Source organism: Polycladomyces abyssicola (assembly GCF_018326425.1).
In the GTDB taxonomy this organism is placed as follows: Bacteria; Bacillota; Bacilli; order Thermoactinomycetales; family JIR-001; genus Polycladomyces; species Polycladomyces abyssicola.
Window position 1 is genome coordinate 1036741 of sequence record NZ_AP024601.1, and the last position, 13914, is coordinate 1050654.

The 13914-nt window shown below is 52.9% G+C and carries 12 protein-coding genes and 1 other annotated feature; of the genes, 11 read left to right on the forward strand and 1 reads right to left on the reverse strand.

Annotated elements, in window-relative coordinates; all coding sequences use genetic code 11:
* Positions 1 to 180: 180 nt before the first annotated feature.
* From KI215_RS05215 to KI215_RS05265, 11 genes are all read left to right on the forward strand, one after another.
* Positions 181 to 1083, forward strand: coding sequence for a patatin-like phospholipase family protein (locus KI215_RS05215; protein WP_212774506.1), 903 nt, complete (start codon positions 181 to 183; stop codon positions 1081 to 1083).
* 364 nt (positions 1084 to 1447) lie between these two features.
* A complete protein-coding gene (locus KI215_RS05220; protein WP_212774507.1) occupies positions 1448 to 2818 on the forward strand; it encodes a LysM peptidoglycan-binding domain-containing protein in 1371 nt (456 codons plus the stop codon).
* Positions 2819 to 2897: 79 nt separating this feature from the next.
* Positions 2898 to 3959 (forward strand): phosphotransferase, encoded by a 1062-nt coding sequence (locus KI215_RS05225; protein ID WP_212774508.1) that lies wholly within the window; start codon positions 2898 to 2900, stop codon positions 3957 to 3959.
* A 412-nt stretch (positions 3960 to 4371) separates the two neighbouring features.
* Positions 4372 to 4533, forward strand: a complete 162-nt coding sequence (locus KI215_RS05230; RefSeq protein ID WP_212774509.1) for a hypothetical protein — start codon at positions 4372 to 4374, stop codon at positions 4531 to 4533.
* Positions 4534 to 4690: 157 nt separating this feature from the next.
* Positions 4691 to 4923 (forward strand) — a binding site (T-box leader).
* A gap of 45 nt (positions 4924 to 4968) precedes the next feature.
* Positions 4969 to 7623 (forward strand): valine--tRNA ligase, encoded by a 2655-nt coding sequence (locus KI215_RS05235; protein ID WP_212774510.1) that lies wholly within the window; start codon positions 4969 to 4971, stop codon positions 7621 to 7623.
* 59 nt (positions 7624 to 7682) lie between these two features.
* On the forward strand, positions 7683 to 9011 hold the full coding sequence (locus tag KI215_RS05240; RefSeq protein ID WP_212774511.1) for a bifunctional folylpolyglutamate synthase/dihydrofolate synthase: 1329 nt from the start codon (positions 7683 to 7685) through the stop codon (positions 9009 to 9011).
* 15 nt (positions 9012 to 9026) lie between these two features.
* Complete coding sequence (gene murC / locus KI215_RS05245; protein ID WP_212774512.1) at positions 9027 to 10421, forward strand: UDP-N-acetylmuramate--L-alanine ligase; 1395 nt, start codon at positions 9027 to 9029, stop codon at positions 10419 to 10421.
* 49 nt (positions 10422 to 10470) lie between these two features.
* Positions 10471 to 10902, forward strand: a complete 432-nt coding sequence (locus tag KI215_RS05250; protein ID WP_212774513.1) for an urease accessory protein UreD — start codon at positions 10471 to 10473, stop codon at positions 10900 to 10902.
* A 17-nt stretch (positions 10903 to 10919) separates the two neighbouring features.
* A complete protein-coding gene (locus tag KI215_RS05255; protein ID WP_212774514.1) occupies positions 10920 to 11549 on the forward strand; it encodes a HoxN/HupN/NixA family nickel/cobalt transporter in 630 nt (209 codons plus the stop codon).
* Positions 11550 to 11813: 264 nt separating this feature from the next.
* A complete protein-coding gene (locus KI215_RS05260; protein WP_212774515.1) occupies positions 11814 to 12254 on the forward strand; it encodes a FixH family protein in 441 nt (146 codons plus the stop codon).
* Between the two features lie 26 nt (positions 12255 to 12280).
* A complete protein-coding gene (locus KI215_RS05265; protein WP_212774516.1) occupies positions 12281 to 12928 on the forward strand; it encodes an SCO family protein in 648 nt (215 codons plus the stop codon).
* Between the two features lie 44 nt (positions 12929 to 12972).
* Here KI215_RS05265 and pdxS read toward each other — a convergent pair whose 3' ends face one another.
* Positions 12973 to 13863 carry a pyridoxal 5'-phosphate synthase lyase subunit PdxS gene (gene pdxS, locus KI215_RS05270; RefSeq protein WP_205495846.1) on the reverse strand — a complete coding sequence of 297 codons (891 nt, stop codon included), beginning with the start codon at positions 13861 to 13863 and terminating at the stop codon, positions 12973 to 12975.
* Positions 13864 to 13914: the final 51 nt, after the last annotated feature.

Consider the following 13914-nt stretch of genomic DNA (forward strand, 5'->3'; position numbering starts at 1 on the left):
GGGCTTCACGACATCTGGAAACAATCTCGCCAAGCGTGACAAAAACGCTTGGCTTTTTTATTTTTATGTGATCAACCCTTTGTACTGAGACTTGGTAATAAGAGCTGGCAACAAGAATGAACGATTTATCGATAGCGAATAATGTATAGAGCAAACTGAAACAGAAAGGCAACGGCGGCTATGACAAAAGTTGGAATCGCATTAGGTGGTGGCGGTGTGGCTGGTTGTGCACACATTGGTGCTTTGTGTGCTTTGGAAGAAGCGGGAATCCAAATTGACTGTCTTGCGGGCTCCAGTGCAGGTGCTATCATTGCCGCCTTGTACGCATACGGGTATTCCGCAAAAGAATTGATGGAAATGGTACCCAACATCACGAAACGATACCTGGATTACGATTACCATGCTTTCCTTACCAAACTCATTAAGCGTAATTTCAAAATACAGGGGGTGATCAAAGGAAAAAGATTTCACGATCTGATCGCCAATTTGACCCAATATGCCCATATCGCTGAACTGAATTTCCCCTTGGCATTGTTATCAACAGACTTGAAACAAGCACGGCAAGTCATGTTTATCTCACAGCCGTTAGCCAATCCGTGCAGTGAATTGGATGTGATAACCGATATTCAACTGGCAAAAGCTGTACAAGCAAGCATCTCGATACCCGTTCTCTTCAAACCCGTCATGCATAAAGGAAGGGTATTAGTAGACGGAGGGGTTATGGACAATTGCCCAATCTCTGCAGTTCGGGCGTTGGGTGCGGATAAGGTGATTGCTGTAGATCTGGTTTTTGCTGATCCTCTTGATTCGATCGATTCCTTGTTTTCGATCTTGTCAAGAGTTGTCAGTATCAATCTGGCGATCCAAGCAAAGTACACCACGAGGCAAGCCGACATCGTCTTACATCCTGAAGTTGGTTCGGTTGGACTGTTAGATTTTTCGAAGCTCACCACATGTATCGAGGCTGGCTATGAATATACTCAAAAACGTATGAGAGAAATCAAAGGTGCCCTTACGATGACAGATGGGAATCACCCCACCGCACGAACACCTATCAAGCACGTATATAACCTTGAAAAATAGCTGATAAAAAAGCGGCTTCCAAACTCTCTTCCAATCATAAGTCGTGCTTTTCCGTCCCGAATGGAGTACATATCCTCCTGTGCCGAATGATTTTCCGATCATCCCCGTTCGCGATCTCCAACCACTGCCGTATGCTCATACAGCGCTCTTTACAAGATGTCTTCATTTTCGTTCATGGGCCTTTGTTTTCAATAGACGAGGAAAACCCCGGCTGTTCCTCCAGTCTTCGACCCGGTTATATCCACTGCCTGGTCGCATATAGATACAGTACCGTCGAAAATCTGTGGTTTCGCCCGGAAAAGATCACTTGCGCCGTTGGTCGCGGCGGTTTCGGGCAGGATCTGCCTATGTAAGGAGGGAGAGTATGGCGGACGGTCAATACAGTCAACTGAGATTTGACATCTTGGAGAAAGTTCGGCTCCATCCTCAACAACCTGGGATCGGTAATTTGCTGGAACTAGATTTGATTCCCGACGTGGAGATCGAAAACCAAGGATCCCACTTGAAAATCCATGGATATCTCCGTTTGAACGGTCGTTACAGGGGAGACGACTGGATGGTGTCTGAAGGGGAACAAGAGGTGGAGCAAACGGAATTGTCCGGGGAAACTGAACAGGAACAAGCGGAGGGAGAGGGGGAGGAGACGGAGGAACTGGCGTACGTCATCCCTGTCGAGATCACATTACCTTCCAATCGCGCCGCACTGGACCATATCTCCGCCGAGGTGGAATCGTTCGATTATCACGTGTTGTCACCGTTTGAACTGCAAATCGAAGCGGTACTGGCGATTGACGGCTTTATTCCCGAACCGTCAAACGAAGAGCAGACGGAGGAAGAAACATCTGAAGACAGTCCCGAATTCTCGGGCTATACCCCTTCTTCTTCGGAGGAGGTGGAGGAATCGTATGAAACGTACTCCTCCCAACCGCCGACGTATCAGTTTGAACATATGGCTCACCCCCATGATGCACGACCGGCTTATCGTGATCCGGACAGCCAATACGGTTGGGGAACCCGTTCACAGAAAGATGCATCGATTCAATCCATCAGTGAATCGGAAGAAGAGACGGATACACCTCACGCGTCTGACGGGGAAGAACGAGAACCGGAATGGGACGCGGACGATCCCACGGCCAAACTGCAACCTTACGAGCCGGAGGATGTCGCGGAGAATCAGGAGGAGAATGAATCGGAAGGCGAGGAACCGGCAGTCGACAAGCGGGAAATGAAAATCGGTTTCCTACGCCAAAAAGAGCAACACCCGTCATCCTTCCGATTTCAAGATCGCCTGTTGGGAAAACCGGAACATCCACCGACAGGGCCGACGGAACCCCCTCCCGATTTTGCTCCCGATACAGGATGGGAAACAAATCAGGAAGAACCGCAATGGCCAAAAAGTGTCCAGTTGTTCAAAGACCAAGAGGAAGAGCAATCAACGGAATCTGCTGATGAACTGGAAACACATGAAGAGGAAACAAGCGAAGAGGCGGAACCAAATCAGGAAAAATCCGCGACGCAGTTGGAATGGGCCAAATGGTTGATCGGTGAAGAGGAAGAGCAATTTGTCAAAATCAAAATGGTGATTGCACAAAAAGAAGACTCGATCGACTCCATTGCCGAAAAGTACAATGTGTTGGCCAGCCAGTTGATCCGTTTGAATCAATTGGAGGAGGGGGAATTGAAAGAGGGTCAAATCATCCACATTCCGCAAAAAATTCGCTTGAACGAGTCGTGAACGATCAAAAGAGATAATGGAGCTACTGCCGTTCTTTTGCGGCAGTGGCTGATTTTATTTGGAAAAGGGGGGGAGGCGTGTGCCCATTCAATTGCCTGAAGAACGAGCCGTGTTGGAACAAGTGTTTGAACGGTACGGATGGATTCCCCTGCAAGTGCGCCCCGTCAGTGGGGTGTTACGCATCCAGACGGCGGATGGTACATTTGCATTAAAAAAATCGTCTTGTTCTGCTGAACAGCTTGCTTGGTTGCACAAAGTGATGGAGGCTGTTCAATCCAAAGGCCAGGAGATATTTCTGCCATGGTTGAAGACATCCGATGGGGAAGCTTTCGTCCAGTCAGAAGACGCGGTTTGGTACGCCACTCCGTGGGTGGAAAGTGACGCTGGCCTGCGGGAAACGATCCCCATCGAGGAATTGCCGACCATGTTGGCACACGTTCACCACTCGGCGTTCCCGGTTGTTGGGAAACAATCGGATCGGAAGCAGAGCATCAATGCCGAACGCTTGCAGGTATGGGAGGACAAGTTGGGGAAATTGGCCGAATACCGTGAAGTACTGGAGAGCCGAACGTTTCGTTCCCCATTTGATCATGCTTTTGCGAATGATGCGGAATATGTGGAACAGGCGCTTCGTTTTGCGGTGAAAGGGATGGAAAAATTCATACAGTCGGATAAGGGGATCGCACCGCGATATACTTTGTGTCACAGTCGGATCCATCCCAGCAACCTGTTGAAAAAAGACGACGGATGGGTGTGGATTGACTGGGACCATGCGGCAGTCGACAGTCCAGTTCGCGATCTGGGGGCGTTTTTCCGTCGGTTTTCCCGGCAATTGGATCACGAGAAAGAGCCGCAATTCTACCTCGCCCGTTATGAAGAGGGATGGAAGCTGAGCGGCAAGGAAAAAAAACTGCTGGCCCTCTATTTGGCATATCCCGAGCGGCCACTTCGATTGCTTACCCGCTATTATGAGATGCCGGATCGGATTGAGGAGACGATCGCGATTCGTCGCTGGGAAGAGGAGATTGGCCATCTCAGATGGTTGCAGTCGCTGATCCGTACGCTTTGGCTGGGTAATAAGGGGAATGGGAGCAAAACGCGAAAGACCGAGGCTGTCCGCATTCGATCCCAAAAAAGATAATACAGTATGATCAGTAAGCAGTCTCTACGGGTACAATCGTACCCGTATTTCATTTTTTATCAAACTACAATCATCAGGATTGTACGTTTTCCTGTTTTCCTCTCATCGCCGATGACTCCGTCGCAGCCATTTTTGCAAACACATCTCGCATGCTTTGATGGGCAACGCCAATGCCAGTATCCATAGACTCGCGCGAAACATGGAGTTCCCTGCTTTCATATTGGCATAGATCAATATATTTTCCTTGCGGTAAAAAAGTTTCCTTCAGTCAAATTATATGCAGAAATTGTCCCCGTGTGTGGGCATTTCTTTTTTCGCCCGTTTTTGTATTCATGGCTGGACAATACGAGCGGAAAAGAACAAAATATAAGAGAGAAATTCGTCGTCAGGGAAACCAAAGGGGGTTTTCGGATTGAGTGTGGTCAAGTCGATGGTCAAAAGTGCCTATCGCGGGGTATTGTTTATCCTCTTTCTCAGTGTGATGTTGTTGTGTACGGTGTTGTTGTTGGCGTTTCTCGCCAATCCTAGTCTGATGATGGAAAGTGTCGAGCGGGCGTTTGGCATGGTTCGGTAATGTCGCTTTTGGACTTGTCTTTTTTATTGATTCATTCTAAATCCCCGGACACTTACGTGTTCGGGGATTTATGTGGATTTGACGTGTCCGTCCCGGGCATTGTAGAATAAGATGACGAGAGAGAGTCATACTGCAGAAGACGACTTACAACTGATACCAAGCGGCGATGACAGGGAAGAGTAGTCGGTTGTTCGCCTTCAAGAGAGGGAAACCCTAAGGCTGGAAGGTTTCCCAAGGCGGAGCCGGTGAACGTCCCCCTGGAGCTGTTCGGCTGAACCCGACCGGCAGTAAGCCGAACCGTTTTCCCACGATACGGGAGCTGAGGGCGTCCGTTCTCAAAGACGGGCGAACAAAGGTGGTACCGCGGAAACAACTCCTTCCGTCCTTTGCGATGGAAGGAGTTATTTTGTTTTGGAAAGTAAGGAGGGTTAGAGCATGGCCGATCAACCAAAAGCATCATTGCCGCCGACCTATGATCCCAAGGCGGCGGAGGAAAAGTGGTACGATTATTGGTTGGAGGGCGGCTTTTTCCGCGCGGATGCCGATTCGGACAAACAGCCGTTTACCATCGTGATTCCCCCGCCCAACGTAACGGGGAATTTGCACATCGGGCACGCGCTCAACAATACGCTGCAGGACGTATTGATTCGCTTCAAACGCATGCAGGGCTATGACGCACTGTGGTTGCCCGGCATGGACCACGCGGGGATCGCCACCCAGGCCAGGGTGGAAGCGATGCTCCGGGAAGAAGGCATCAGCCGTCACGATCTGGGCAGGGAGAAATTCCTGGAGAAAGTGTGGGAATGGAAGCATCATTATGCGCAGATCATCCGCGATCAATGGCGGAAGATGGGGCTGTCGCTGGACTACTCGCGTGAGCGTTTCACCTTGGATGAAGGGTTGTCCCGTGCGGTGCGGGAAGTTTTTGTGCGTTTGTATGAAAAAGGGTTGATCTATCGCGGCAAATACATCATCAACTGGGACCCGGTCGCGCGCACCGCGCTCTCGGATATCGAAGTGATCCATAAAGAAGTGAAGGGTGCGCTTTATCACATGCGGTACCCGCTCAAAGACGGTACGGGATATATTCAAGTGGCCACGACGCGTCCGGAGACGATGCTGGGTGATACGGCCGTGGCGGTTCACCCGGAAGATGAACGTTACCAGCACCTGATCGGAAAAACCGTGATCCTGCCCATCATTGGCCGGGAAATCCCGATCATCGCCGATGAATACGTGGATCCGTCGTTCGGCTCCGGTGCAGTGAAAATCACACCGGCACACGATCCCAACGATTTCGAGATCGGGCAGCGTCACAACCTGCCGCAGGTGTTGGTGATGGACGAGACAGGCAAGATGAACGAAAACGCGGGACCCTATCAAGGGTTGGACCGGTTCGAGTGCCGGAAGCGCATCGTTCAGGATTTGCAGGAGCAGGGCGTACTCGTTCATATCGAAGAACACGTGCATTCCGTCGGGCACAGCGAACGTTCCGGCGCGGTGGTGGAACCGTATCTGTCCACGCAATGGTTTGTGCGGATGAAACCGCTCGCCGAACGGGCCATCGAACAAACCCGATCGGGTCAAGGGGTCCGGTTCGTGCCGGAGCGGTTTGAAAAGATTTATCTACACTGGATCGAAAATGTGCGCGACTGGTGCATTTCGCGGCAATTGTGGTGGGGTCACCGCATCCCGGCTTGGTATTGCGGTGACTGCGGTGAAATGACCGTGGCGCGCGAAGAGCCGGAAACCTGTCCAAAATGCGGCAGCCGGAATCTGGAGCAGGACCCGGACGTATTGGATACCTGGTTCAGTTCAGGGCTGTGGCCGTTCTCCACATTGGGGTGGCCGGATGAGACCGAAGACTTGAAGCGCTATTTCCCGACGGATGTATTGGTCACCGGGTATGACATCATCTACTTCTGGGTGGCCCGCATGATCTTTACCGCGTTGGAATTTACGGGACAAAAACCGTTCCGCGACGTGTTGATCACTGGTCTGGTGCGGGATGCCGAAGGGCGCAAAATGTCCAAGTCACTCGGGAACGGCGTCGATCCGATGGAAGTGATCGACAAGTATGGTGCCGATGCGATGCGGTTTATGCTGGCCACCGGATGTACGCCTGGCAACGACCAACGCTTCCGTTGGGAGCGCGTGGAATCGGCGCGGAACTTTGCCAACAAGATCTGGAACGCGTCCCGGTTTGCTCTGATGCATCTGGATGGCGTTTCGGCAGAAGAATTGAAGCTGACCGGCCCGTTCTCCACGGCGGATCGCTGGATTTTGCACCGGCTGAATGAAACCATTGAAGAAGCGACCCGCCTGTTGGAACGTTATGAGTTTGGCGAAGTGGGGCGTGTCCTTTACAATTTTATCTGGGACGAGTTGTGCGACTGGTATATCGAGTTTGCCAAACTCCCGCTGTACGGAGAAGACGAACAAGCCAAACGGGTAACACGCTCCGTGCTGGCGTATGTGCTGGATCAATCGTTGCGCCTGCTGCATCCGTTTATGCCGTTTGTGACGGAGGAGATCTGGCAGCACCTGCCGACGGCTGGCCGGAGTATCACGGTGGCCGAGTGGCCGAAACCGTCTGCGGAGTGGGAAGCGCCAGAAGCGGTGCGGGATATGAAGGTGCTGATCGAGATCATCCGTTCGGTGCGCAACATCCGGGCGGAGATGGAAGTGCCGGTCAAACAGCAAGTGGAACTCCTGATTCGCGCCGACGCCGAGGTATTGTCCGCGATCGGGCAAAACGAAGCGGCCATTCGCCGGCTGTGCGGAGCAGAACAGGTCACGGTCGGGGAAGACGTCACCCGCCCGGACAAAGCGATGACCGCGGTTGTCACCGGTGCGGAAGTATTCGTGCCGCTGGCGGGCTTGATCGATATCGACCAAACGATCGCCCGTCTGGAAGCAGAGCTGAAAAAGCTGGATGCCGAAGTGGCCCGTGTGGAGAAAAAATTGTCCAATCAGGGATTTGTGACCAAGGCACCGAAGCACGTCGTGGAAGAAGAGCGGCGTAAAGGGGAAGAGTATCGCGAGAAACGCGAAAAGGTATTGGCACGGTTGAACGAGTTGAAAGGGTAGGACTCCCCCTGCCCTTTCACTCCCAACTATAGAGTTGTCGACGGAAGGGAACGGTCAGGATGGATCAACGGTTTGTCACCGCTGAAGACGTGTTTCGTTGGATGGATGAAACGTGCGTGCAAGCGATTCAACCGGGGTTGGATCGGATGGAATGGGCGCTGGACCGGTTGGGACACCCGGAACGGCGGATGAAATGGATTCATATCGCCGGGACCAATGGCAAAGGCTCAACGGCTGCGATGATCGCCAAGGTACTTGAACAGGCCGGTTATCCGGTGGGGATGTTTACGTCTCCATATCTGATGCATTGGAGCGAGCGCATTCGTTTCGACGGAGAAAACATCCCGGAGGAATCCTTCGTACGCTGGGCCAACGAGCTGAAGCCCGTTGTCGAGGAAATGATCCGATCCGGCGTCGGACAACCTTCGCCGTTTGAATTTTGGACGTTGCTAGCGATTTGTTATTTTGCCAAAGAAGCCCTGCCTTGGTTTATCGTCTGGGAGACGGGGCTTGGAGGCAGATGGGACGCGACCAACGTGGTATATCCGTTGGTGTCGGTCATCACCAATGTCGGGCATGATCACATACATTTATTAGGGGATTCATTATCTCAAATCGCAGAGGAAAAAGCCGGTATCATCAAACCGGGTGTACCCGTGGTGTGCGGTTGCGAGGATGAGACCGCCGTGCGGGTGATCGCAGAAAAGGCAGAAGCGGGTCGAAGCTCCCTGTATTTGATCGGCCGGGATTATGAGGCGGAAACCATCGAATCGACGTCGTCACATCAGCGTATTCGATTCCGCAATATGTATCGGTCATTGGAAGAGATCATCATCCCGCTGGTGGGACAGCACCAGGCAAAAAATGCAGCCACGGCGATGATGACCCTGGAAGTGTTGCGCCAGTTTTACGCTACGGTATTGGAAGACGAAGATGTGTTGGCCGGATTTTCCAAGGTGCAATGGCCTGGACGATTGGAAAAAGTGGCGGATGACCCGCCAATCTGGCTGGACGGCGCACACAATCCGGAAGGCGCAGAAGCGTTGGCGGCGTTTCTGTCCGGGCAAGTGACATATCGGCGATTACACTTGTTACTCTCCGTGATGGAAGACAAAGAGGTGGAACGGGTGTTGCAGCCGTTGGTGCCGCTGGCTGAACAAATCGTCGTCACACAGGCGAGTCACCCTCGAGCGATGAAAGCGGAACGGCTCGCCGGGTTGGTGCGGTCACTTACATCCGCGGAGGTGGAAACGGCCGAAACGCCGGAGGAAGGACTGAACCGCCTGCGACAACGGGCGTCCGCGGATGATCTCATCTTGGTGACGGGATCACTGTTTCTCGTGTCTGACATTCGCAAGCAAGTGGTATCAGGGGAAAATCAAGGATAAAGGTTGGTGGGCAGGATGAATCAGACCAAACACGTCCATTTTATCGGGATCGGCGGATATGGCATGAGCGCGATCGCCCGTGTGTTGTTGGATCAGGGGGTCAAGGTGACCGGATCGGATGTTGCCATGAACAAATTGGCGGAAAATCTGGTCAAACGGGGTGCCGTCGTCCATATCGGTCATGATGCCGCGCAGGTCGGGGAACCGGACGTGGTTGTCTATTCCTCCAGTATCGCGATGGACAACGTGGAGCTGCTAGCCGCAAAAGAGAAAGGTATCCCGGTATTGCACCGTTCTCAAATGTTGGCTCGTCTGCTCAACGACAAAAAGGGGATTGCCGTGGCAGGCGCACACGGGAAAACGACCACTTCGTCCATGATCGCGCAAACGCTGGAGATTTGCGGTGTCGATCCATCGTTCATCATCGGAGGGGAAGTGGTCGGGCTCGGCAGCAACGCCAAGGCTGGCAAGAGCGATTTTGTCGTCGCCGAAGCGGATGAGAGCGACGGTACATTCCTGGAATATTACCCGGAAGTGGCTGTGGTTACCAACATCGAACCGGATCATCTGGAAAATTACGACGGACAATTCGACAATCTGAAACGGGCGTACCGCCAATTTTTGAGCCAAGTGAAGCCGGGCGGACTGGCCGTGTTATGCATGGATGATCCGCATCTGCGAGAAATGGTGAAGGATTTAGGCGTTCGAGTGATCACGTATGCATTGGACCAACCGGCGGATTATACGGCGGAAGGGATCCGTCAGCATCTGCGTCAGATCACGTTTACGATGAAAAAAGGGGACACCCCGCTCGGCGAAGTAAAGCTGAACGTTCCCGGTCGGCACAATGTGGCCAACGCGATGGCCGCTATTATCGCATGTATGCATGCGGGCGTTCCTTTTGAAGAAGCCGCCCGGGCGATTGCGCAATTCAGCGGGGCCAAACGGCGTTTTCAAGTGATCGGAGAAGTGGACGACATTTTGGTAGTGGATGATTATGCACACCATCCGACTGAAATTCGGGCAACCATTCAGGCTACACGGGCACTGAATCGGCGGATTGTGGTGGTATTCCAGCCTCAGCGCTATTCCCGCACACATCTGTTGATGGACGAGTTCAGCCGTGCATTCAGCGAAGCAGACGAAGTGATCATCAATCGCATTTACGCTCCGCCGGGCGAAAAGCCGATCGATGGTGTCACTGCGGAGCGGTTGGCGGAGTTGATCCGGCAAAACAGCAATCACAACGTGCGGTATTTCGATACCAAAGAGGAAGTGAAACAATACCTCCTCGAACATGCGCGTCCCGGCGATGTTGTGCTGACGATGGGAGCGGGCGACATTTGGCGGGTGGCACATGAGCTGGTACCGGCATTGGAGGAGAGAAGGACCATCAAGGACTGCGGTTGACGGGAATCATTGACAGCAAAAACCCCAGCGATGGCTGGGGTTTTTGCTGATGATATGGCGAAACTCTCTTTCCGGAGGGAGCGGAAGTGCTTCTCACGTGGCCGGTTCTTGGTTTCGCTATGATTTGTTACAATCCCGGACGGACGTGTACATGGAGGACCAGCTTGTCTTGTATGATCATTTGAAATTGGAACCGGATCGGGATATGTTGGGCCTTGGGTATATGGAGGGATTTACGCACCTGGGTTCGTTGATTGCCATTCAGGAAGGAATCGATGCCGGGTTTGTCGAACGCATTCACCGATTGCTCGAACCGTTCTCCGGAGTGAAAATCGGGTTGTCCATGCTGATGGTACCGGGGTTGTCTCTCCGTGTATTGGCCCAACGCACACAGGACGTGGAAACGATTTTTGATCTCTGCCGCGCATTCCTGCGGGGGAACAGGTGGGGCACAAAAACAGCATTTTTGCGCAAATATTGAAAAAAGGATTGTGAATGATGGTACAAGGGTTATGGTCCACTTTGTTGTTGGGGTTTTTGATGGGGATCAAGCATGCATTCGAGCCGGATCATGTCGTGGCGGTCACCACGATTGCGAGTCGGAGCAATAGGTGGTACCGTTCTTCGCTGGCAGGGATTTTCTGGGGAATTGGGCATACGGCAACCTTGTTCGTAGTCGGGCTGCTCTTGATTGTGTTAAAGGGTCAGATTTCCGAAAAATGGGCATTGTCGCTAGAGTTTTTGGTGGGGATCATGCTGGTTTACTTGGGGTGGACCGGTATACGTTCGTACCAGCCTATGCATTCCCCACGGGCATCTTATGAAAAGTCGCTGTTGGTCGGATTTGTTCACGGGCTTTCCGGGAGTGCGGCGATGGTGTTGCTGACGATGACCACCGTGCAAACGGTCGTGGAAGGAGCATTGTACATTCTGATCTTCGGGATGGGAACGGTGGCAGGGATGTTTGCCTTCTCCACATGTATCGGTATTCCCTTTGTCATGACGTCCCGCAATCAGTCGATCCATCATGTGTTGACCCGGGTGGCGGCGTTATTAAGTACCGTCTACGGTCTTTATTACATGTACAGTACGTTCGTGTCGGAAGGATTGTGGCGGATGTGGATCTGAAGCGGTTCGGCAAGCTCGAAGGTTGCTCTTGGTAAAACGGTCACTCCATGCTGTCATAAGCGACTCCGATTTCCCGTCGAGCGCAGAGCGGAGACGGAATATATCGGAGCTTGCAGACCTTGTCAACAGTGCCCTTTCGAAGGGCTTTTTTTCATGACGTTCGCACTCTCAACATTTGTGTGGCGTTTTTGCAAAAGGGGATGATAAAAGGGGAAAATATGGTATGGTTATACTGTCGTATGCCCGATTTGGGAGCGTGAACGTATGAGGAAGATGGGCGGAATCGCGTTGACCGTTTTGTTGTTGAGTATGTGGGTGCTTCTCGGCGGTTGTACCGGGGCGGATGAACATCGGCATCACAAGGGTGCGACTTCGGAGAAGATGACATCCGTTTCACTCTCCATGCCGAAAGTGTCCCTATCATTTACACCTGCCACTCCCAAAATCGGTGAGTCCATCCAAATTCACGTACATGTGACAGTGGACAAACAGCCGGTAAATGATGCGGATCGGGTGCAGGTGGAAGTGTGGAATCCGGCGCGTCCCGGAGAGCATCACCGTATGATCGGGACCAAACGGACCGGAAACGGTATTTATACGGCCGCTGTCCGTTTGGATCAACCGGGTGCGTATCAGGTGATGTATCATGTGACAGCCAACGGGGCCCACGTCATGAATGCACAAAAGTTGGAAGTACGGCAGTGACGGATCAGGAAAGGTGGTGTAACCTGATGTCGGTGAGCATACGAAAAGGGTGTTTGGGGATTGCCATTTTGCTGCTGTGCCTCGTGATGACGGCATGCGGCCAGGCGGCGCCGTCCAAGTCGTCCGCGCCCACCCCAAGAGCCCATGTCAACAACCAGTCCAATGATGTGTCCCACCTGAACTGGCGGGTGCCGGAATTCCGGTACACGGACCAGAATGGACGGGCTTTCGGTTTGTCGCAGCTGAAGGGAAAAGTGTGGTTGGCCAACTTGATTTTCACACGTTGCCCGGATATTTGTCCACCGATGACTTCCAACATGGCTCGCGTTCAAAAGGCACTGAACCAAGCGGGACTGAAAGCGGATATCGTCTCGTTCAGTGTCGATCCGTCATACGACAAACCGGACAAGCTTCGTGCATTTGCAGAGGAACACGGGGCCAAGACGGACAACTGGCATTTTCTGACCGGTTATTCGGATGAAGAAATTCGCAAATTTGCCCAATCGGCGTTTAAACAAGATCTGATGCGGTCTGAAACGAACGGTACGGTGATGGTCAGCCATACGGCCCGTTTCTATCTGATCGGTCCCGACGGCCGGGTGATGAAAATCTACGACGGCCTGCGCCCGGATGAGAAGGCCATCGTCAATGATATTCGGCAACTTCAGAAATAACGGATGACAAAAGCCCGTTTCCACGAAGGAAACGGGCTTTTGTGTTACCATCCCCGATCCTGCATCCGGGCCGCCGGTTCCAAACGGTCGATCTCGATGCCCGGCATCGCACCACCCAATCCTTTGGACAGATGGGCGATCAGCTCAAAATCTTCGTAGTGCGTCGTCGCTTCCACGATCGCACGGGCATATTTTTCAGGATTCTCCGATTTGAAAATCCCCGATCCGACAAAGACGCCGTCGGCACCCAGGTGCATCATCAACGCCGCGTCCGCCGGTGTCGCCACACCACCCGCCGCGAAGTTGACGACCGGCAGGCGGCCGGTTTCGTGCACTTGCAGCAACAGCTCATACGGTGCTCCCAGCTGTTTGGCTTCCGCCATCAATTCGTCGCGGGACATCGATTGCACCTTGCGGATCTGGCTCTGCATCATCCGCATATGGCGGACGGCCTCGACGATATTGCCGGTACCGGGTTCCCCTTTGGTCCGGATCATCGATGCACCTTCCCCGATCCGGCGCAGCGCTTCACCCAAATCCCGCGCTCCGCAGACGAACGGCACGGTAAATTGCGTTTTGTCAATGTGAAAACGGTCGTCGGCCGGCGTGAGCACTTCACTTTCGTCGATGTAGTCCACGCCCAATGCTTCCAACAGACGTGCCTCAACGAAGTGTCCGATCCGCGCTTTGGCCATGACCGGAATGCTTACCGCGTTCATCACTTCTTCGATGACGGTCGGGTCCGCCATCCGTGCCACACCGCCCGCGGCCCGAATATCGGCCGGGACGCGCTCCAACGCCATGACGGCCACTGCTCCGGCGGCTTCAGCAATTTTGGCTTGTTCGGCGTTGACGACGTCCATGATGACGCCGCCTTTTTGCATTTCGGCCATGCCGCGTTTCACACGGTCCGTACCGGTTTGATGTTGGCTCATGATGATGGTTCCCCCTTTTTTTCTCCACTTTCGGCTGAATTTTATGTATCA

Excerpts from the sequence above, each read along its gene's own strand:
- KI215_RS05215 (WP_212774506.1), top strand. The coding sequence starts at position 181 with ATGACAAAAGTTGGAATCGCATTAGGTGGTGGCGGTGTGGCTGGTTGT.
- KI215_RS05220 (WP_212774507.1), top strand. The coding sequence starts at position 1,448 with ATGGCGGACGGTCAATACAGTCAACTGAGATTTGACATCTTGGAGAAA.
- KI215_RS05235 (WP_212774510.1), top strand. The coding sequence starts at position 4,969 with ATGGCCGATCAACCAAAAGCATCATTGCCGCCGACCTATGATCCCAAG.
- KI215_RS05240 (WP_212774511.1), top strand. The coding sequence starts at position 7,683 with ATGGATCAACGGTTTGTCACCGCTGAAGACGTGTTTCGTTGGATGGAT.
- murC (WP_212774512.1), top strand. The coding sequence starts at position 9,027 with ATGAATCAGACCAAACACGTCCATTTTATCGGGATCGGCGGATATGGC.
- KI215_RS05250 (WP_212774513.1), top strand. The coding sequence starts at position 10,471 with ATGATATGGCGAAACTCTCTTTCCGGAGGGAGCGGAAGTGCTTCTCAC.
- KI215_RS05255 (WP_212774514.1), top strand. The coding sequence starts at position 10,920 with ATGGTACAAGGGTTATGGTCCACTTTGTTGTTGGGGTTTTTGATGGGG.
- KI215_RS05260 (WP_212774515.1), top strand. The coding sequence starts at position 11,814 with ATGAGGAAGATGGGCGGAATCGCGTTGACCGTTTTGTTGTTGAGTATG.
- KI215_RS05265 (WP_212774516.1), top strand. The coding sequence starts at position 12,281 with ATGTCGGTGAGCATACGAAAAGGGTGTTTGGGGATTGCCATTTTGCTG.
- pdxS (WP_205495846.1), bottom strand. The coding sequence starts at position 13,863 with ATGAGCCAACATCAAACCGGTACGGACCGTGTGAAACGCGGCATGGCC.